17 protein-coding genes are annotated in these 21,585 nt (G+C 30.3%); 12 read left to right on the forward strand and 5 right to left on the reverse strand.

The window, feature by feature from the left end:
- From BR66_RS0102400 to BR66_RS0102425, 6 genes are all read left to right on the forward strand, one after another.
- Positions 1–3,636 carry a helicase-related protein gene (locus BR66_RS0102400; RefSeq protein WP_051624068.1) on the forward strand — a complete coding sequence of 1,212 codons (3,636 nt, stop codon included), beginning with the start codon at positions 1–3 and terminating at the stop codon, positions 3,634–3,636.
- Positions 3,629–5,518, forward strand: a complete 1,890-nt coding sequence (gene drmB / locus BR66_RS0102405; RefSeq protein WP_026881462.1) for a DUF1998 domain-containing protein — start codon at positions 3,629–3,631, stop codon at positions 5,516–5,518. The genes BR66_RS0102400 and drmB overlap by 8 nt, the downstream gene beginning before the upstream one ends.
- 731 nt (positions 5,519–6,249) lie before the next feature.
- The gene (locus BR66_RS0102410) at positions 6,250–7,314 is read left to right on the forward strand and encodes a hypothetical protein (protein ID WP_026881463.1); all 1,065 of its coding nucleotides are present in this window, start codon (positions 6,250–6,252) and stop codon (positions 7,312–7,314) included.
- A gap of 578 nt (positions 7,315–7,892) precedes the next feature.
- Entirely contained in the window at positions 7,893–8,336 is a 444-nt protein-coding gene (locus tag BR66_RS0102415) for a hypothetical protein (protein ID WP_026881464.1), read from the forward strand.
- Positions 8,337–8,456: 120 nt separating this feature from the next.
- Positions 8,457–8,738, forward strand: a complete 282-nt coding sequence (locus tag BR66_RS0102420; protein ID WP_026881465.1) for a hypothetical protein — start codon at positions 8,457–8,459, stop codon at positions 8,736–8,738.
- A 605-nt stretch (positions 8,739–9,343) separates the two neighbouring features.
- The gene (locus tag BR66_RS0102425) at positions 9,344–10,762 is read left to right on the forward strand and encodes an Ig-like domain-containing protein (protein ID WP_026881466.1); all 1,419 of its coding nucleotides are present in this window, start codon (positions 9,344–9,346) and stop codon (positions 10,760–10,762) included.
- Between the two features lie 177 nt (positions 10,763–10,939).
- Here the strand turns inward: BR66_RS0102425 and BR66_RS0102430 are convergent, their stop codons facing one another.
- Positions 10,940–11,773: a hypothetical protein gene (locus BR66_RS0102430; protein WP_026881467.1), complete on the reverse strand. Its 834-nt coding sequence runs from the start codon at positions 11,771–11,773 to the stop codon at positions 10,940–10,942.
- 524 nt (positions 11,774–12,297) lie between these two features.
- Between BR66_RS0102430 and BR66_RS0102435 the strand changes: the two genes are divergently transcribed.
- Positions 12,298–12,876 carry a site-specific integrase gene (locus BR66_RS0102435; protein ID WP_026881468.1) on the forward strand — a complete coding sequence of 193 codons (579 nt, stop codon included), beginning with the start codon at positions 12,298–12,300 and terminating at the stop codon, positions 12,874–12,876.
- 1 nt (position 12,877) lies between these two features.
- Here BR66_RS0102435 and BR66_RS0102440 read toward each other — a convergent pair whose 3' ends face one another.
- Both BR66_RS0102440 and BR66_RS26765 read right to left on the reverse strand, forming a co-directional pair.
- Positions 12,878–13,093, reverse strand: coding sequence for a helix-turn-helix domain-containing protein (locus BR66_RS0102440; RefSeq protein WP_026881469.1), 216 nt, complete (start codon positions 13,091–13,093; stop codon positions 12,878–12,880).
- Positions 13,094–13,110: 17 nt separating this feature from the next.
- A complete protein-coding gene (locus tag BR66_RS26765) occupies positions 13,111–13,224 on the reverse strand; it encodes a DUF2975 domain-containing protein (RefSeq protein ID WP_423219376.1) in 114 nt (37 codons plus the stop codon).
- Positions 13,225–13,814: 590 nt separating this feature from the next.
- Between BR66_RS26765 and BR66_RS0102445 the strand changes: the two genes are divergently transcribed.
- Together BR66_RS0102445 and BR66_RS22970 are read left to right on the forward strand one after the other, a co-directional pair.
- Positions 13,815–14,036, forward strand: coding sequence for a hypothetical protein (locus tag BR66_RS0102445; RefSeq protein ID WP_026881470.1), 222 nt, complete (start codon positions 13,815–13,817; stop codon positions 14,034–14,036).
- A 271-nt stretch (positions 14,037–14,307) separates the two neighbouring features.
- Positions 14,308–16,473 (forward strand): DUF3427 domain-containing protein, encoded by a 2,166-nt coding sequence (locus BR66_RS22970; RefSeq protein WP_207641219.1) that lies wholly within the window; start codon positions 14,308–14,310, stop codon positions 16,471–16,473.
- A gap of 147 nt (positions 16,474–16,620) precedes the next feature.
- On the opposite strand, the gene BR66_RS0102460 is transcribed toward BR66_RS22970, so the two are convergent.
- Together BR66_RS0102460 and BR66_RS0102465 are read right to left on the reverse strand one after the other, a co-directional pair.
- Entirely contained in the window at positions 16,621–17,985 is a 1,365-nt protein-coding gene (locus BR66_RS0102460) for an MFS transporter (protein ID WP_026881471.1), read from the reverse strand.
- A 5-nt stretch (positions 17,986–17,990) separates the two neighbouring features.
- A complete protein-coding gene (locus tag BR66_RS0102465; protein ID WP_035795328.1) occupies positions 17,991–18,518 on the reverse strand; it encodes a PadR family transcriptional regulator in 528 nt (175 codons plus the stop codon).
- Positions 18,519–18,603: 85 nt separating this feature from the next.
- Between BR66_RS0102465 and BR66_RS26210 the strand changes: the two genes are divergently transcribed.
- The 3 genes from BR66_RS26210 to BR66_RS0102485 all read left to right on the forward strand — a co-directional run bounded on the left by BR66_RS26210 (position 18,604) and on the right by BR66_RS0102485 (position 21,447).
- Complete coding sequence (locus BR66_RS26210; protein ID WP_026881473.1) at positions 18,604–18,798, forward strand: hypothetical protein; 195 nt, start codon at positions 18,604–18,606, stop codon at positions 18,796–18,798.
- Between the two features lie 68 nt (positions 18,799–18,866).
- The gene (locus BR66_RS22975; RefSeq protein ID WP_242841092.1) at positions 18,867–20,153 is read left to right on the forward strand and encodes a glycoside hydrolase family 5 protein; all 1,287 of its coding nucleotides are present in this window, start codon (positions 18,867–18,869) and stop codon (positions 20,151–20,153) included.
- A gap of 661 nt (positions 20,154–20,814) precedes the next feature.
- Positions 20,815–21,447 (forward strand): lactate utilization protein, encoded by a 633-nt coding sequence (locus BR66_RS0102485; protein ID WP_026881474.1) that lies wholly within the window; start codon positions 20,815–20,817, stop codon positions 21,445–21,447.
- Positions 21,448–21,585: the final 138 nt, after the last annotated feature.

Here is a 21,585-nt window from a genome sequence, read left to right on the forward strand (position 1 = left end):
TTGATAGATATACAAGAATGTATTAGGGTAAGAAAAGAAATAATTAAAAGAACTAAGGCAGAAATGCTTGGCCCTGGATCAGAAGATATAGGTGCCGATACAAAATACGAAGTGATATCGGATTCACCACTAGATAGATATGTACTTGGTGTTTTATTCCCACAAGATAATCTATATGAACAAGATGAATCGGAAAAAGAAAAATCTAGTGATAGTATTAATGAAGATATAAATGAAGAAGTTGAGATGGAAATAGAAAAACAAAAGAAAAAAGGAGATAAAACTAAAAATAATATTCATAGTATTTCATCGGATGAGGAAGAAGTTCAAGAAGAAATAAGTATGGCTAATCAAACTTTACCATCGGCAATGGGTTTAACTTTTTTTGCTGAAGGTGATATAGAAGAAATTAATGTTGAAGTAAGCTGTGCTAGATATAGATTAAGTCAATTTAGAGATTGTGTTATTAGAACAGATAAAGATATGAATATTACTAAGTATTCATTAGGTGAATATTTATATCAAGAAGATGGGCAAGTCAGGTTGAAAAAAAATCTATCAAGAAAAAATGTATTTGAACTCGTTTCAGGAAGAGACATACAAACAGAAAGGCCAGATATAGAAAAAATCTTATATAAGCTCGCTGATTTATGTTCATCAGAAGAAGGAAATAAACATAAGGGGTATGTTAGAAATCCATTCGTTGAGAATGGGGAAATAAAAATACCTTTAGTCAAGGAATTTAATAAGATTTTCATTAATGAAGATGGAGAAGTAAGTGACAATAGCGGAGTATTGAAAGTAACTGTTTTAAGAAAAAAATATGAAGAAAAAATTTTCAGTTATACTGTGGTTCTTGTAAATGAACAGAAATCCAAAAAGAACTATAGAACTTGTTTCTTTCAACCAGAAATAAAAATTACAACAGATAATAATAACTTTAAGTTTATCGAAAGATATGATATTCAAAATATAAACTCCAAATTTATTGATAATGAGGAGTTGGTTTTTAATTTATTGTATAGAAATAAGAAAAGTTACGCCGTAGGTCATGGTGTGGCAACAGGGCAAATTGTTAATATTGAAACTGGAAAAGGGGAAGTGCATACTGATTTCTTTCCAAGCTTTGAAATTCCTCAATTAGATTTTGAAATAGATGAGTTAGGTGAGGAGGGCAAGAAAATATTATCTATGTTCGTTTTATCAGATATTTCAGATATAAGTAAAGAAGGCAAGATTAATTTACTTAATAAATTTTCTGATGCCTATGAGAAATGGATTAGTAAACTTGAAAAATCGGGAAACGAGTTAAAAGGAAAATATAATGATGATATAATAGAAAATCAAATTATTCAATGCAAAGAAGTATTATTTAGAATGAAAAAGGGAATATGTATTTTAAGTAAAAATAAAAATGCATATGATGCTTTTTCTATAATGAATAGAGCTATGTTAATGCAAAGAGTACATTCCAAATTAACAGGGAGTGAGTATGATAGATTTCCAATGGATACAAAAATGCCACAATTTGATTATTACAATGTTGAGAAAAAAGATGGAAGTTGGAGAGCTTTCCAATTAGCTTTTGTTTTAATGAATATTGATTCAATTTCAAATCCAAATTGCGACGATAGAGATATTGTAGATTTAATATGGATACCTACCGGAGGTGGTAAAACAGAAGCATATTTAGGGTTGACAGGATTTACTATATTTTTGAGAAGATTAAATGATCCGATAGATGGTTGTGGAACAACAATTGTAATGAGGTATACTTTAAGGTTATTAGCTACACAACAATTTACTAGAGCATCTATACTAATTTGTGCTTGTGAAAAAATAAGGAGAGAAAGCAACGAGTATAATCTTGGAGAAGACGAGATATCCATTGGATTATGGGTAGGGGGAGATCCAACTCCCAATACAAATGCTGTTGCCAAAACAGAATATAAAGAATTGACAAAAGCTGTTAGCAATAAAGAAGAATTAGAGACACGGAAATTACAACACAATAAATTCCAAATATTGAAATGCCCTTGGTGTGGAACCAAACTTGAAACAGAATTTATTGATGGGAAAAAGAAAGGGGCATGGGGATATAATTATGATAAAAAGAAAATCATTTATTGTCCAGAATCTAGGTGCGATTTTCGTGAAAGGCTTCCTATACAAGTAGTAGATGAGGAATTATATAAAAATCCACCTACATTGCTTTTTGGAACTGTAGATAAATTTGCAACACTTCCTTGGAAAGGTGAGGTATCTAATTTATTTGCTTTAAATAAAGATAATAATACTAAAAGTCCTGAATTAATTATTCAGGATGAATTACATCTAATATCTGGACCATTAGGTACAATGGTTGGGTTATATGAAACAGCAATTGATGCAATGTGTTGTGCAAAAGGTATAAAACCTAAGATAATTGCATCTACAGCAACCATAAAAAGAGCAAAAGAACAATGCAAAATGTTATTTGATAGGGAGGTATCACAATTTCCTCCTTCAGGATTAAATATAGAAGATTGCTTTTTTACAAAAGAAGTTTCAATTAAAAGAAAACCGGGTAGATTATATGTTGGGTTAATGCCATCAGGAAAAACCGCTACTACAACGCAAATAAGATTATATACAGCAGTTTTAGAATCATTGAAATTCATAGATGCTTCAGACGAAATACTAGATAAATATTGGACTCTTGTAGGTTACTTTAATTCAATACGAGAATTAGGAAAAACATCAACATTAGTTAAAGACGATATAGCAAGTAATATTATAAGATATATGAAGAGATTAATGAAAGGTAAAGAAATAAGATATGCAGGAATACCCAATGAATTAACTAGCAGACTATCGTCAACTGCTATAGTAAAAACATTAAAAAATTCAGAAAATACATATGAAAAGGGTGAAGTTGATCCTAAAAGCAATAAAAAGCAGGATAACATAAATCACGCAATAGATATATTATTAGCGACAAATATGATAAGCGTTGGTGTTGATGTAAGTAGACTTGATTTAATGGTTGTTAGTGGACAACCTAAACAGACATCTGAGTATATTCAGGCTACGAGTAGAGTTGGAAGAAAGTATCCAGGTCTGGTATTCACGTTTTACAATGCGTCTAAGACTAGGGATAGATCTCATTATGAACTGTTTTATCCATATCATCAGACTTTTTATAAATATGTTGAGCCAACAAGTATTACACCGTTTTCTGAGCAGGCAAGGGAAAGAGCATTACACGCAGTTTTAATAAGTATGGTAAGACATATTTTAAAATTGAATGGAAATGAAGATGCAAAGAAATTCAAAAACGATATAGAAGGTTTGGATAAAATAAAAGAATTCATTTTGGCGAGAGCAGATCATTTAGATAATAGTCAAGAAAGAGATATAGCAATTAAAACTAAGCAAGAACTTGATGAAATTATACATAAGTGGATAGATAAAATAGATACAGCAAATGTTGATGAAGAAGTAGATTACTATTCAAAAAACGCGGATAAAAATTTACTGGTTCCATTTTTAGAAGATGACTATAGAAATGCATTTCCTACTATGCAATCTATGAGAAATATAGATAATCAAGCTGGGGTGGAAATAATTGAGTTTGGAGATGATATTAATGAATAAAATTCCACTAAAATCTAAGTCCTATAATATTCGATTTTCTCAGGTGATAGCTCCTTTTGGGGTTGGTTCTATGATTGATTTTAAGGATCAAACATTAATGCCCGCAGCACCAGAATATTGGACTATTAATAAATCACAAGAGATACACGATGAACGATTAGAGAGATTATTAGGTGTAGAAAAATTTTGTTTGCCACCTGATAAAGATCAAATTAGTAAGATTCCGTTAGTAAGATTTCCTAAATGGTACTTTTGTCCAAAATGTAAAAGGCTTAGAAAATTAGATGAATGGGAAAAGGAATTTGTGCAAAATAAAAGATCTAAGAATGTTAAAATGATTACACCAAAATGTATGGAATGTAATATGCAACTTGTTCCAGCTGGAATACTTGTAACATGTAAAAATGGTCATATTGATGATTTTCCGTGGGTAGAATGGGTACATGGTAAAAATAAAAGATCAAATTGTGATATAAAACATTCGCATCTAAAAATCAAAAATTCTAGTAGTGCGTTGGGCCTGGAAGGTTTAGTAATAGAATGCAATTGTGGTGCAAAAGCAAGTATGAAAGGGGCATTTAATGAACAGGCATTTAGTAATAATAAACCTGAAATAAACAAAATACACTATAAATGTACTGGCAATATGCCGTGGAAAGGTAAAAAAGAAGAAGATAAAAAAGAAGAATGCAATGAGATACCTAAAAGTATACAACGTGGGGCACTTAATATATATTTTGCTAAAGTTGTTAGCTCTATAGTTATTCCACCATATTCTAGTGAAATAAATTTGTTGGTTAAACAGAGCAATAAATTTTCATTATTATTAGAAATGTTAAATGATGAAGAATATGTTCAAATCAAAGGGAAAAAAAACATTATTGATTTATATACACAGAAAATAGCAGAAGATATTCATCAAGATAAAAGCATAGTAAAGATTATTTTAGATAAAGATTTCAATAGTGAAAATACTGAAAATATTGAGACTAAAGAACAGTATAGAGTAGAAGAATATAATGCATTAACGGGTAATATACCTAAAGAATGTATGGATGAAAAAGATTTTAAAATAGAAATACAAAACAATATTGATGATTACGATATTTATGGCTTAAGTAAAGTTACATTAGTTAAAAAGTTAAGAGAAGTTAGAGCATTGGTTGGATTTAGTAGACTAGAGCCTACAGAAGCAGATTCAATGTCAGGATTTGAAAGTAAAGCTAGTAGTGGGTTTGTATCAATAAAAGAAAAAAAGACTAAGTGGTATCCGGCATATGAAGCTAGAGGTGAGGGGATTTTTATTGAGTTCAACAATGAAATCATAGAAAAATGGATAAAAATATATCCTAAAGTTTCTGAGCGCATTGAAATTTTAAATGAAAGATACAATAAAAGAGAAATAAAACACGGCAATAATGGTAGAAAAATAAAGCCTAAATTTGTGCTACTACACACATTAGCACATCTTTTAATTAAAGAATTAAGTTTTGAATGTGGATATGACTCAGCTTCATTGACAGAAAGAATTTATTGTAATACAGAGGAAAATTCCACTAATATGAGCGGTATTTTAATATATACATCATCAGGAGATTCTGAAGGCACATTAGGTGGACTTGTTAGGCAAGGAAAATCTGATATGCTACCTAAAATCATATTAAATGCAGTAAGGAAAGCAATGTGGTGCTCATCAGATCCTGTTTGTATTGATAGTGGAGGGCAAGGACGAGATGGATTGAATTTATCCGCTTGTCACGCATGTACACTTATTTCAGAAACTAGTTGTGAAGAATTTAATGTTTTGCTTGATAGAGTACTTATTGTTGGAGAATTAGAAGACAGAAAGATTGGCTTTTTTAGCGGAAGCTTTGATAAGTAAGCAGTATTGGTTCAAATGTACAAATGAGAGAATATAGTAAGTAATTTGCGATATATTAAGAGACTATTCTACCATATTTACACAATCAAACCTAAATAGTAAAGAGCAGATTATATGCTGAACAAATGTTTTATTAGATATTAAAGAAACAAAACAATATAACAAACAATCTTTTTGCCCATTAATAGTTATCATTTAAGTATAGCTTAAAAGTTTTTATCGACTCAGTGAATCTTCAGTACTTATGCTTAGATTTGTAATAAAGTTAGACGCAAATAATGTTCACTAACGCTTTAAATATGTCAGATAAAATGTTAATTTTGTAATAAAGTCCGATTGTTTTTAAAGGTACAATTCGATGTTCAATGCATTTTCAACAAAGAACAAGTGAAATCAATCTTATATTGAGCAAACATTATTACAAACGGAGTAACTATATTTCAAAACTATAATATATATGTGGAAATCCAGAAAAACAAATCAAGGATTATTCTGTAGATTTGTATAATAAGGATCTATGAAAAAAATTAGCACAAACTGCTTAAATGCAGTAATATGAAATTTGAATTTTGGAAATGTACATATTGATTTACACAAATCTATGTACGTTTCCGGTGCAACCAACTAATTCGAATTAGCCCACGCCAAGGAATATAGTATTATGGTACTTAAATATAATATTTAAAATATCCATTTTATGGTTGCTTTTTATAAATGAAAGTGGTGATTTTGTGAGTAGAAATAAAAAAAATAGTAATATAGATCTACTTGAAAACATATCGAAAAAATATGATTTTCAATCTATCCAAGACACAGCATCTGAATTTGCAGGAATACATGATGTAGAATTATTGCCATCATCAATTACCATAATGGCATCAGCACTATCTGTTTTCGGAGAAATGTCTAAAATGGATAGTACAAATGCTCTCTATACAGTGGCAGAATCTATCAAGGACACAGCATCTAAATTTGCAGGAATACATGATGTAGAATCATTGTCATCATCAATCACTATGATGGCATCAGCACTATCAACTTTCGCAGAAATGCCTAAAATAGATAGTACAAATGCTTTCTCAACATTGACAGTATCTATCAAGGACACGGCATCTAAATTTGCAGGAATACATGATGTAGAATCATTGCCATCATCAATTACTATGATGGCATCAGCACTATCTACTTTGACAGAAATGTCTAAAATCGATAGTACAAATGATCTCTATACAGTGGCAGAATCTATCAAGGACACGGCATTTAAATTTGCAGGAATACATGATGTAGAATCATTGCCATCATCAATCACTATGATGGCATCAGCACTATCAACTTTCGCAGAAATGCCTAAAATCGATAGTACAAATGCTTTCTCAACATTGGCAGAATCTATGAAAAAAACAGCATCTAAATTTGCAGGAATGTCTAAAATAGATAGCGATATATTGAAAGATTATGATATTAAAAAAGAAGATTTTGAAGAAGCACAAAATATTGTAGAAGAAATTATTACTAGTGATAATGGAGAAAACTACTTACAAGAATTTGAAAAAAAGATGTTAAATATAAAAAAACAATCTCCATTTAGATACGAACTTCTTAAGAATATAATACTAATAATATTTAGTTTTATAATATCACTATTTTTTTATACTATTAGTAAACCTAATAATATAAATCAAATAAATAATACTTTAATTATTAATAACTATGGATATATCAATAAAGATAAAAAAAGTTTTAAGATAAGTCAAGAAGTAAGAGTTTCAATAACTGAATATTTAAGCGGAAAATAACGATGTAGTATTTAAATGAGTTAATTACAATATTGACAGCAAAGATTTAAAAAAACATACATAATTTAAATTAGGAAACTTGTAGAATAATTAAATATAAATTAAGTCATATCATATAAAGGTGATCTACATAAGCCTAAATCCAAATATTTTGATTTGTTATCTATAGGAGATATTTGACTTACGAGTTTTTGTAAATGCAAATAAGTATTAATTAAATGACCATAGTAAAATCCATAATTATAATCGAATCTATATATTCTTCAATCATTTTCATAATTACAAATTTGGGGGTTGTGTAGTAATGGGACAGAAATTCCCATTACGCAAACTATAATTTACCGATTCAAGTTTGATACATTACAAATACGAGTAGTAGCAGGGTTCGTACCGTGTATTTCAAATTAGTTTTTAAAACCATTTTAATGGGTTTAAAGACTCTATCTTTTTAAAATTATCTGCTATCAAATACCTTCGTTTATGCTACTATATCTCTTAGAGTGGGTTTTGTCGGTTTTCTTGGTTGCACCCCATTATCCATACACATTAAATTAATATTAATAAATGGAGGAAAAATAATGACAGAAAAGAAATCATTTTATGAAATTATTACTAAAAATTTAGAAGGAAGGTGGTGTAATGGGTTAGCTATATTAAATATATCTGATGATGAAATACGCATTGATAATATTTATAATAATAATGAAAAAACAATAAATATAAATGATTATCCTATGCCTATAAAAGAAAAAGTATTTTCTAAAGTTATAGAAATGGATTATGAAGCAGCTATTAGAGAATTTAATGCAAATAATAAAAGGATTATAAGTCCTAAAGTATTGACTGATGAAATAATTACATTTGATGGATTTAAGCATATTGAATATGGTGGAAATGTTTATTGTCATATTAAAGATAATAGAATAATAGTAAATGATAAAGATGATTTTGATAATTTTGATGAAATTTTAGAGATTGGTTTAAGCGAAGAAAAAGCAAAAGGAAAATGGCTAGTATTTTAGTGTTAATAGTGCAATTTTGTTGGCGATACCCCTCTACAAGAGCTGTAATATATGATACGTTTTAATTATACAACACTACGGGTATATGATTAAGGGAATTTTGAAAGGAGAAATGGTTCCATGCCAAAACAAGAAGTATTTTTATCAGAACAATTGAATCAACTCATTGAGAAAAAGGCGAAAGAAGTTGGCATATCTGTATCAGCAGTTATTGCAGATATGCTTGAAAGTTTATTTAGTGATGAATTAAATGTAAGAGGCGATTCTATTGTTAATACATATACAGAGCTAAAGAAAAAAGTTGTAGCTTTTGTAGACAAGGGAGATGTCTCTGATTTTACACTCAATGATATTTCTTATTTCCGAGAATTGGGTATTGCAAAAATAAGTTATGGGAAGTAAAATCCTATCGTTCCATCTATTACAAGAGCTCGCCTGGGTAAGGCCTTTAATCGTGAAATTGCACATAAAACGGGTGAGAATTTAAAGCTAATTGAAAGGACATATACAGATTCTGGAACTTTGAAGTTCCGAGGTAAATCTGCGGTTTATTCCGTTTTACCAGAGAAAAATTCTGCGGAAGAAAATAGACAGACAGAAAAATAAGAAACAAATAAGGGGTCTAAACTTTTGGGTTATGATACTGGTTTAAAATTCGATTCCACACAATACTAATTGTGTGGAACTGGTGCTATTTACTTATGTTAAGTATAATTTACCGTATAACCGATAATATGGTATTATATTTTATATAACAAAAGTACATATACCAAATAGAAGGAGTAATACTTATGAAATTTATTAATGAATTTATGAACCGTTTCTCAAAGTTTGGTATCATAGTGTGTTTGTTAGGTATTATACTGTCGCGATTATTTAGCAAGTATCATCTTTTATCAATAAGCATAATAATAGACCTATTGTATGCAATAGGTGTGCTATCTATTGGCTATTACATTGGGAACACTGTAGTCTAAAATAAAAAATAATATTTTTTTCAAATGAGGGTGATTACTATTATTGCACAAAATCGATTTATACGTGAAATTGTAAATATTAAAAGATGGTATTTATCAACTATGATTTCTTATGAAATTTCTGGACAAACATTGAAAAATCAAATTAATTCTGAATTGATAGATCAAACTAATATTGACAATGCTTTAGGCGAGAAAGATAGTAATCCTTATGCATTAATGCGACGTTTGTCAGTAGAAAATACTAAACTTTGTCGTGAATTATCTCTTATTAGATGTATCTCCGCACTTGAAGTATATTTAATAGCATCAATAAATGAAGTGTTTATGCAGAATAAGCAACCATTTTTAGCTAATAGCATAATACAATACCATATTGGTGAGATTTTAACTTGTTCTAACATCGAAGAACTTCATGATAAATATATTGAGAAGTGTTGTAGGGATCTACACAGTGGTGGTTATGGTGAAGTAAGAAAATATTATAAGAAAACATTTGATATAGATTTTGATGTGTACAATGCTATTATTGATGGTTTTAGCGTAAATAATAAGTATATAGAGCAAGCCCATGACAAACGCCATTTACTTATACATCAACTTGGAAAAATTGATGATAATTATAAAAAAAAATATAATGCAACAGATATGATTATTACTGAAACTCATCAAGAAATGCTGGTTTTTTTTCAAGCTATGTTGAGTTTTTCGAAATTTGTACAAAAGAAAATTGATAAATTTATTTTGTCACCATCAAAAGACAATAAAATTTACATCAAAATAATTGTTAAATCAGTTGAGTCACGACAATACATTGACCCCACTTATGATATTAAAATTCGAAAAAACACGACAATTAAACTATCAAGCATTTTAGAAAGTGTAAGCTATAATGATGATGAAAATACAATAAGCATTGGTTTACAAGGCGACTTTTTATCAATTCGTAAATATTATAAGCAACTAAAAAAGATTGCATCTAAAGGTGATATTGAAATTATCTCTTATGATTCTACTCATGTAGCATCTAACCCAAAGATTAAACAATTTCCGTGGAGTGACATTGAAGCTGTTATGAATGAACTTCCTGAAAGACCATGGGAAAAACATATACACAAGAAAATTGCAACAAAACTTGGTTGGTCAAATAACAAAGTAAGTAACATAATTAACTTAATTCAGAGTGAACCACAAACAACAATAAAGTTAAATAAGAATAATATACAATTAGATATTGGTGAAGAGTATGATTTAGTAACTTCAGTTGAACCGACTGAAGCAAAATATAAAATTGTGAGTTGGATAACTGAAAATTCCCAAATTGCAATTGTTAAAGAGGGGCATGTAACTGCACTTTCAAAAGGTAAAACAACAATAACTGCGAGGGTTAATGATAATAAAAGCAGAACAAAATGTGTTGTTGAAGTACTTGAGACAATGAATTTATAGCTTCCAAAGGGTTACTTTAAATTGAAAGGTGGTACTTTGTTTTTGGTACTACTTTGGGAACTAATAATCACCTGTAAATCCATTATTTATAAAAGTTTTATTTAAGTACCATAAACAACGGTTTATGGTACTATTTTACTTTGTGTGGGCTTTATAGATTTTGTTGACTGTACCATCTTATTTCCTCATATACGATAATATTTGATAGAATCCCATACCATTTAATATAAATCCTTGATATCTATCAAGAATAATATTTATACCAATTTTAGCGTATTTTATTCTACCTATACAGCAACAAACCACCTTTTCTTCTTTTGATTTCATTAATTTTATATATTTATTAACAATTGTCATATTATAAAACTCACTTTCATTATTAACCACAAAATATTCTGCAAAATGTACTTTTACACTATTTTCCATTTTGGGTGTTAAGTTCATGTATCCATGTCTTTCCATAAGTTGCATATTATTAACATAACCTATAACACATCTTATTTCACCTTCATCATTTTTTTCAATGTTACTGTAAATTATCGTACTAATATTAGGTCCTCTTACAATACTATCTACTCCATCATTAAATAGTTCCGGACTATAATTCCCATTGTTTCCTTTAACACTCTGTGGATTGCTATATTTTTTTTTATGAATACCATCGCCCTTATCTATACTGTCATTAATAAATTTATTAAAGGCTCTTTCCAGAGTATTATTCATATGTTTATTAGTTATATTTATTCTATTTTCATATTGTTTTTTCTTATTTTCTATTGTTCTTTCATTATGTCCAACTTCACTTGGACATCCAAATTTATGATTTGTACTTGCATTTGTTCTGAAAAATTTTGATCCGTTTTTTCCATCTACGAAATTAAGTTCAGCACTACAATCTTTTTCTTTACAGTATAGATGGCTTTTGTATTTTGAAAAGTACAATACTCTTGTTAAGTTTTTAGCATTAATATTTATTTCTATATTATTCTGCTTATATAATGCCTCTTCCATTTTCGTATAATCCCCCTCTTTACTTATTAAATAATAACATAAAAATACATTAAAGGATAAAATATCGATAGGTTACTTTATATAATAATGATTTTTCAGGTTTTTATTTTACATACAACTCCGTTAGTGTTGATCCTACATTGAGCTCGCAGAAGCAGAGCCCTCGGAGTGTTATGTAAAATAATTAACATTTAGTATAGATAACAAGAAAGCGTATTTGTTTAGATCATGGTCTAAACAAATTCACAAATATATGATTAAACTATTTGTCTAGACCTATTTTTATAATTTATAAACAATAATTTGTGAAAGTCTGTGTTTTCAAACAAAAAAATTGTTAATTGAAATAACGAATTCCACACAATTAGTATTGTGTGGAATTCGTCAAATAAGAGTAAAGCCTTATAAATTAAGGATTTACTCTTATTTTTTCTATAAAAAAGTTAAAATTGCAAAAACTAGTTCAACATATTATACTTAAATCGTCATTATGTTGAATTAAGAATCATGGGGGAATAGTAAAAATGGAAAAAGTAGAACCAATAAGAACGGAGAAAAAGATAAAGGATTTGAAGAAGTACCTTTTGGGAGCAAGAAACATGAGAAATTATGCTCTTATAGTTTTGGGACTTAATACAGCTCTAAGGATTTCAGATATACTTGTGCTTACCTGGGGTGATGTATACGACTTTGAAGAAAATACATTTAAAATACATGTAAATATAAAAGAACAAAAGACTGGTAAAGATAAAAACTTTCTTCTTAATAAGAATGCTTTAGATGGCCTTTTAAAGCATAAAAGACAACTTTGTCATGTAAGTACACTAGATTTCATTTTTGTGAGCCGTAATGGTGAAAATAAACCCATTACTAGGTATATGGCAATAAGAATAATAAAGACAAGCTGTGCAGCAGTTGGAATAAAAGAAAATGTTGGCTGCCATTCATTAAGAAAAACCTTTGGGTATCACTCCTGGAAGAAGGGAGTTCCAGTTCCGGTACTTATGGAATTGTTCAATCATTCATCACAAGCAATAACTAAACTGTACCTTGGTATCTCTCAGGATGATCTTGATGATGTTTATCGCCTGGTAGAATTATAAATTAATCACCATTAATTTCTTTAAACTCTAGAATATCTCCTGGTTGACACAGTAATTCTTTACTTATTCTTTCTAGAGTTGAAAATCTAATTGCCTTTGCTTTACCAGTTTTTAAAATTGAAAGATTAGTATTAGTTATTACAACTCGTTCAGCAAGTTCTGTTAATGATATTTTTATCTTTGCCATCATTACATCTAGATTAACAATTATAGACATACTTTAACCTTCTTTTACTATATAGTTAATTCGGTATCTTCTTTTAACTGTGTAGCTTCTTTTAATACTTCAGCTAAGATAATTATCATTACCCCTATAATTGTTGAAACATAATCTATAGGAAAGTGAATATTTTAAATATAATACTAAGAATAGATGAAACAGACTTTTTCCCTGTAACCAGGGTAAAGTAGAAAATATGTTACATAATACTATTAATTATAATCATTAAGTAACATTAAAATTAGCCTATTTATGTAAAATACTGAAAAGAGTTGCTAAATAAAGAAAGTGAATATTACACAAATAGCTTGTGTAACATTCACAATGACTAAAATGCACATTAATAATATACTCTGACACTGGTTACACGTTGGCTGGGACTACCCCTACTTGTTGTTATACAATGAAAAGGTATAAATGGTTAAGAAATAAAAGCCAACTACCTCAAATATTAATAAGAGAAGTTAGGAAAAGAGAATTAGTGAAATTATTACAAGCTAATGTGTGAAAATCTATAGTTTGGATAATAAAAGCATATATTTCATTACCTATACTAAGCATACAGAAATATATAGTAAAACGCGATTGAGAATATGAAAAAGATTATAGTATAGAATGGGGTAAGGATATATATTTTTTTTATGTATAGTAAATTAGGGCACTATGGGTATAATAGATTAGATTATTGTATTTTGATAAGGGAAAGGTGAGAATGAATATGGAAGAATTGAAGGAAATAATATTTAAAGCTACCATTGAAGGAATTATGAAAATATACGGATTAGATGAAAATTATTCAAAAAAGATAGTTGAAAATTCGGGACTAGATAGGTCTATAAGAATAAATCCTGAAATGGTTAGTCATTGCTCACAGGAACAGCTTGTGGATATGGTCATGGATTGCAGTCATCAAAATGGGCAAAATCACTTTAAAGAATGAAGTTCTGTAAATCATGATTTTAAAACTTTATATTTGTATTACTAAACTATAAATTAAAACATGTGTAAAATTATCATAATATATATCAAAGATTAATGTGGTTTGGTAAACATATTGTGAATAAAAATTCAATTAATCTGAATAAATATTACAATTAAAAATTTATGAAAGTAGATTGGACTTAATGTATAGAGGCCGGCAAGTCCTCAGTTTTAAATGTCTACAACATACAATATTAAAAACATATCAAGATAAAGTCGGAAAAACATTTTTGTCAGCATTTGATGTAAAAGAAGTAAATCCTAAAAAATTTCTTTTTATTGTTCATAGAGCTAATATTGCTAAAGCGGCTATGAAAAGTTTTATCAATGTTTTTGGAACAAGTAAAACCATGGGAATGTACTATGGAAACATAAAAGAAATAGAGGCAGATTATTTATTTTCAACTATACAAACAATTTCAAAAGATGGTAATTTGAACAAGTTTGATAAAAATTATTTTGATTATATCGTAATAGATGAAACGCACAGGGCAGGCGCAGCTAGTTATCAAAAAATATTAAACCATTTTCAGCCTAAGTTTTTATTAGGAATGACGGCTACTCCTGAAAGAACCGATGGTTTTGATATTTTCAAGGAATTTGATTACAATATTGCCTATGAGATACGCCTGCATAGAGCCTTAGAAGAAAAAATGCTTTGTATGTTTCATTATTTTGGAGTAACTGATATTACTATTAATGGCAATGTGCTTGGGGAAGATGTAACTTTTAATTTATTAATAGCCAAGGAACGAGTAGATAGGATTATTGAAAAAGCAGAGTTTTATGGATCAGACAATGGATGCACAAGAGGTCTGATTTTTTGTAGCTCCGTGGAGGAAAGTAATGAATTATCTAACCTTTTTAATGAGAGAGGATACAACACGGTTTCTCTAAGCGGTAAAAGCAGTGAGGATGAAAGATCAGATGCTATAAAAAATCTTGAGAGCGACACGGAAACGGAAAAGTTGGATTATATTTTCACTGTGGACATATTCAATGAAGGCATTGATATTCCTAGAGTTAATCAGATAATAATGCTTAGACCCACCCAGTCTGCTATTATTTTTGTGCAGCAATTAGGAAGAGGTTTACGAAAAGCTGCTAATAAGGAATATGTAACTATCATAGATTTTATTGGCAATTACCAAAACAGCTATTTAGTGCCCATCGCATTGTATGGGAATGATTCCTACAATAAAGATACTTTGCGTAAATTAATGGTTAGTGGCAGTTTGTTTATACCTGGAGCATCTACTGTTAATTTTGATAGAATTGCTAGAAAAAGAATTCTTGAATCCATTGATAACTCAAATATGCAACTTAAAAAAGATCTTGTAAAGGATTATGAGTTGTTAAAATTTAAGCTTGGAAAAATTCCAATGATGATGGATTTTATAGAACATGGTTCAAGAGATCCACAGCTCTATGTGGACTATTCTAGGTCATATTTTAATTTTGCTGCCATCCAGGAGGAGAATTTGCAGAATATTTTATCCAAAACAGAAGTTAAGCTTCTTGAATTATTTTCAAATGAAATCGCAAACACTAAAAGAATTGAAGAAGTTATAATTCTAAGTTTTCTTTTGAAAAATGAATCTATAAAAATAGAAAAAATCAAAGCTGCGGTTTTTGAAAAATATGGAGTTTCAGTGGATAGGGTTACCATAGAATCATGCATTAGAAACATAAATTTTCAGTTTGTCACTGAAAAGGAAAACAATAAAATAATAAGCATAAAAGATAAATATAATTTAAATATTGTTTCTTGTAGTGATGAGGTGATTTCATTTACTGAAGAGTTTAAACTTTTATTAAAAAATGAAACTTTTTTTAGCTTTTTAATTGATATGCTAAGTTATTCTGGAGTTATATATGATAAGCTTTTTAATCCGGGCAAATACATAAAAGGATTTGTATTGTACCGAAAGTATTCAAGAAAAGATGCTTTCAGAATTCTAAATTGGGAACAGAACCCTGTAGCACAAAATGTTGGTGGCTATATTGTTAGCAGTGATAAAACTAATTGTCCAATATTTGTAACATATCATAAGGATGAAAACATATCAGCTACTACTAAATATAATGATGGATTTATAAATAATTATGAATTTGAGATGATGTCAAAATCTAAACGAACTTTAAAAAGTCCAGATGTTGTCACTATAGCTAATTATAAATCAGGGCTTAGAATTCCTTTATTTATTAAAAAAAGTAATGGTGAAAGCAATGACTTTTATTATATGGGTGAAATTACACCAAAAGATGGAAGTATGGAGCAAACCACAATGCCAGATGGAAAAGGTAAACATGTTTCTGTTGTTAAAATGAGATTTCTAATGAATCAACCTGTGGAAAATTCTATTTATGAATATTTAACTGGAGAAAATGATTAATGTATAAACACTTTTCAGGAGAGCTACATAATGGGAAAATTAATAAAAATTAAAAGCGGCGAAAAAGAAGCATTATGCTTCTTTTTTGTTGCTAATTTTTTTTGTTATAACAAGTTGTAAATTGACTTACCTATGTACTGATTAAAACTATCTGATTGTTGCATGACCAATATTTTTAGGTAGAAATAGTACTTCAATTACTGGAAATAGCATCAATAGACCAAGAAAGATAAAACCGAATTTATATGCAGTAGTAATTGTAAAGAAAATTTGTAATAAGTTCACAACAACTGTAATAAGTGATATTCCCATCCCTTGAGCCAGTGTTGAAACCACAGCACTTAAAGTATTTGCGCTATTTCTATTTTTAGGTTCTATTTCAGAAAAACTTAGTCCATTATAAGCGGTTAATGCTAATGAACGTCCTACACCTGAGATTAATGCTAAAAACATTATCCAAATAGGCAAAGTAGTGGTTTCAATGAATGCTAAGGCAATGGATGTAATAAATACCATTCCAAATGATGACAATAGTGCACCCTTATAGCCTAGCTTACGAATAATCATATTGGTAAAAGGTTTGATTCCAATATTTCCAACAAAAATAAATAGAACATAACTACCTGCTTTTACTGGGGACCAATGAAACACCGTTTGTAAAAAAATTGTTAGTATGTATGGTAATGCGCCAACGCATAGCCACAAAACAGAACCACTTGTCTGAAAGATTCTAAAAGAAGTTATTTTTAAAGAATCAATTGAAAATAATGGATTTTCTGCTTTTTTTAGATGCTTAAAAACCACAAAGCCGATTATTACGCCTAAAACAATTAATCCTAATGCACTAAACCAGTAGTTTTTCCCATGAGTGGCTAGCTCCGTTCCAAGTAGAATCATGGCGGATGAAACGGCAATTTCTATAAATCCTAAAATATCAAAAGGAACTGCTTTATGTACCTGATCATTATCAATTAATTTTATACCGATTAACACTATAATTAAACCTATGGGTATATTAATTAGGAAAATCCACTGCCAGCTCCAGTAAGTAACAATAAATCCACCAATCACTGGTGCTATTGCGGGTGCTATGAGTGCTGGCCAAATGAGATAACTAATCATTTGTAAAAGACGTGAAGCTGGTGTCTTTTCTAATACAATCAGTCTTGCTGTAGGTGTCATAAAAGCACCAGAAATTCCTTGTATAATTCTCATTACTAAAAGGAAAGAAAAGTTAGGTGCTAATGCATTACTTAGGGAGCTAAGGGTAAATACGATAACAGCAACAATCCAAATTTTCTTTTTCCCAAATCGATTAGCCATCCACCCACTTAACGGGATAAAAATGGCAACTGTAATTAAATACACACTTATTAGTAAAGCAATTGTTGCCGAACCTGTATGAAAATATTGAGCCATTTTAGGTAGTGCGGTGGTTACAATTGTTCCATCTAAAATCTCCATAAAGAGACTCGCAGCCATTAATAAGGCTATTTTTATTTCTTTTGACATTCTGTTCACCATTCTTTCTTCAATTCATGTTTGAATTTTTCAATCCATTTAATTGTCACGTTGGTTTGCTGTAGTCTTAGCTGAAGCTTCTTACTTGCATACCAGTGATCTTTTGAATTTTCTTTAGCTAATCTTTCGAGTCCATCTTGCGTATCTTCTATGATGTATTTTTGCTCCTCATAGAATTCATCTAATAATTCCATTTGTGCTTCTTTTGCAAGGTGCTGCATCACATCAAGCTTTATTAAATAGATATCCGTATTGTGAGCTCCAGTGGGAACAGGCATTTTCATTAGTTCAAAAAAACGTTTTTTCCCTTTTTCTGTAATAGTAGCAACTTTCTTATTTTTTCCATCTGATCCTAGGTCACTCATTTCTAAAAAACCTTGATTTTGAAATTTTTCAAGTAATGGATAAATAACTCCATAGCTGATTTTACGATGACGGCCTAAGGAGAGTTGCATTGCATTATGTAGATGGTACCCGCTTTGCGGTCCTTCCATTAATTCACCTAAAATAAAAAGTTCATTCATTATTTTAATTCACTCCTTTATATCTAAAAGATATATTCAGTATATATCTTTTAGATACATGATGCAAGGTGTTTGAATAAAAAATTTGATTGCAATTTCCTTAATAGGCTGGGCAATAGGAGCATCGGTTAGTACTTCACTTTCCGGTGCATATATGCAGCTACATGGATATAAACCAATTTGGATTCTGACATTTTTTATAGCACTAATTTCAGCATTATTCATGTTTGGTGTAAAAATATTTCCATTTATATTTTTTTGTGATATATTATTGGTATAGATATAATCTCCTAAATTTTGTATTAAAAGTTATTTACATTATTTTATTTTTATATGGAGGGATGTTTTATGATGTTAAAAGTTAAGTCATCTAAGCTTTTTATACTAGCTATGGTTTTCGTGTTTACAACTGTCATTCCTGGTTGGAGTTCTGTAGTAATTGCAACTCCTGCAACAACTAGTGATTTCACGCAATTAAATGCTACACAAATTGTTTCTGCAATGGGGGCAGGCTGGAACTTAGGAAATCAGCTTGAAGCTAATTCTAACGGCACGCCTAGTGAAACAGCCTGGGGTAATCCAACAATTACAAAGGCTCTCATTCAAAAAGTAAAAGCAGCTGGATTTAAAACAATTCGTATTCCTGTTTCATATTTAAGTAAAATAGGCAGTGCACCGAATTACACCATTGATGCTAAGTGGCTGGCTAGAATAAAGGAAGTTGTTGATTATGCTTACAGCCAGGGGCTGAATGTAGTCATCAACATACATGGAGATGGATATACTTCCATTACTGGTGCGTGGCTATTGTGTAATTCCAGTGACCAAACAACTATTAAAGCAAAATATCAAAAAGTATGGCAACAGATTGCAAATACATTTGTAAATTACAATGAGCATTTGATTTTTGAATCAATGAACGAAGAATTTGATGGCACTTATGGCACACCTAATGCCAACTACTATTCAAACATAAATGCTTATAATCAAATTTTTGTTGATACTGTAAGACAAACTGGTGGGAACAATAGTGCGAGATGGCTACTAGTTCCGGGTTGGAATACCAACATTGATTACACCGCAGGTAACTATGGTTTTGTGCTTCCTACAGATACGTACAGGTCAACCACAGTTCCAAGTTCTGAAAAAAGAATAATGGTATCAGCACATTACTACTCGCCTTGGGACTTCTGCGGTGAAGAATCTGGAGCAATAACACAATGGGGTACATCAGCTACAGATATTACTAAAAAATCAACCTGGGGCCAGGAGGACTATTTGAACTCACAATTCAAGGAGATGTATGATAAATTCGTAACGCAAGGATATCCTGTTGTAATTGGAGAATATGGTTCAGTAGATAAAACAAGTGCTGATTCAAATAACAATACTTATCGTGCGGCATTTGCGAAATCAGTATGCATAGCTGCCAAGAAGTATAGTTCCGTACCTATTTATTGGGATAACGGAGTTAACGGACAGTACGGTTTTGGATTATTTAACAGGTCTACCTATGCCGTAACCCAGCAGGGAATCATTGATGCCATAATGAGTGGTACAGGTACTACTCCAAGCACCACAATTGCTCCTACTACGCTAAAAAACCAAAGGAGCCGGTTAACATCTGATAAATAAAAAAGGAAGGTACATAGATTTGATTTACACAAATCTATGTACCTTCCTAAATAATTAGATTATTTTATTTTCAAACCGCTTTTTCAGATATTCTATAACAATATCCAGGCTTTTTTCAAGTCCAACTTTTTCAGTATCAATAGTTAGATTTATCCATTTTACTACATCCTTTCTCAAGATACAAAATATCATAGAAGTAATAAAGTTTTTAGTATGACGCTATAGGAATATTGTATGAATTTTTGTGCAAGTTGTCAAATAGTTAGCAAACACCCATTTGCTGAGAATTCACATGGGGGAAATACTTAGTTCAATAAGTTCAGGGGTTTATATTGCAAATAATAGTCCTAATAATTATAGGGCAAGACTTATTGCCTAGGCTGGGCGATAGGAGCATCAGTTAGTACTTCACTTTCCGGTGCATATATGCAGCTACATGGATATAAATCAATTTGGATTCTGACATTTTTCATAGCACTAATTTCAGCATTGCTCATGTTTGGTGTAAAAATATTTTCGGTAGGGGTGGAAAAAAAGAAAATATCACAAACAATGACCTATAAACCATGAATGTATAATCTAAGGCTTGAAATGTAAAAAACATAAATTTCATGTGATATAATAAAATCAATTACAGAAAGATATAACCCTAAGGATATGAATGAATTTTGGAGGATATGGTGTAATTATGAATATTGAAAAAGCAATTGTAGCACTTAAGTATAACGGTTATTCAGTAATGTTATTTAAAACAGTGGAAGAGGCGGCAAAATATTTGGACAGTAGCATCAATGATGAATCTGTTGGCTTTGGTGATTCGGATACCTTGCTACATATGAACATGTTTCAGCGACTTTCTTCTCATAACAGGGTTGTTGATCCTGCACATTGCGTGCTAGGGAAAACATTTAAAGACACTGCCCTAGAGTGTCTTACTACAAATATTTTTTTGACTTCAGTAAATGCCATGTCAGAAACCGGAGAACTGGTAAATATCGATGGAACCGGTAATCGCATTGCTGGATCACTGTTCGGTCACCAAAAGGTATATTTTGTTGTAGGTACAAATAAACTCACACCTACGCTTGAAGAGGCAATCTGGCGTGCTCGTAATATTGCAGCTCCTCGCAATGCTATGAGACTAGGACTTAGGACACCCTGTGCAATAAAAGGAGATCGCTGCTATAATTGTTCCAGCCCAGATCGTATATGTAATAGCATTATAACTTACTATAAAAAAATGAGTGGCATGGATATGGAAATTGTAATAATCAATGAAGAACTTGGTTTCTGATATGTTCACGTTTTTTTGAAATAAAGTTATCATATATTTAGTAAGTATTAAATGGCGCTACCATAGAGTGGCTGACAATAAACATTTTTTACGTCAGTCAACGCCATGCCAGAAACCAATTAATAATAGTGGGTTTTA

It is taken from the genome of Clostridium akagii DSM 12554, assembly GCF_000686725.1.
GTDB classification, from domain to species: Bacteria; Bacillota; Clostridia; order Clostridiales; family Clostridiaceae; genus Clostridium_I; species Clostridium_I akagii.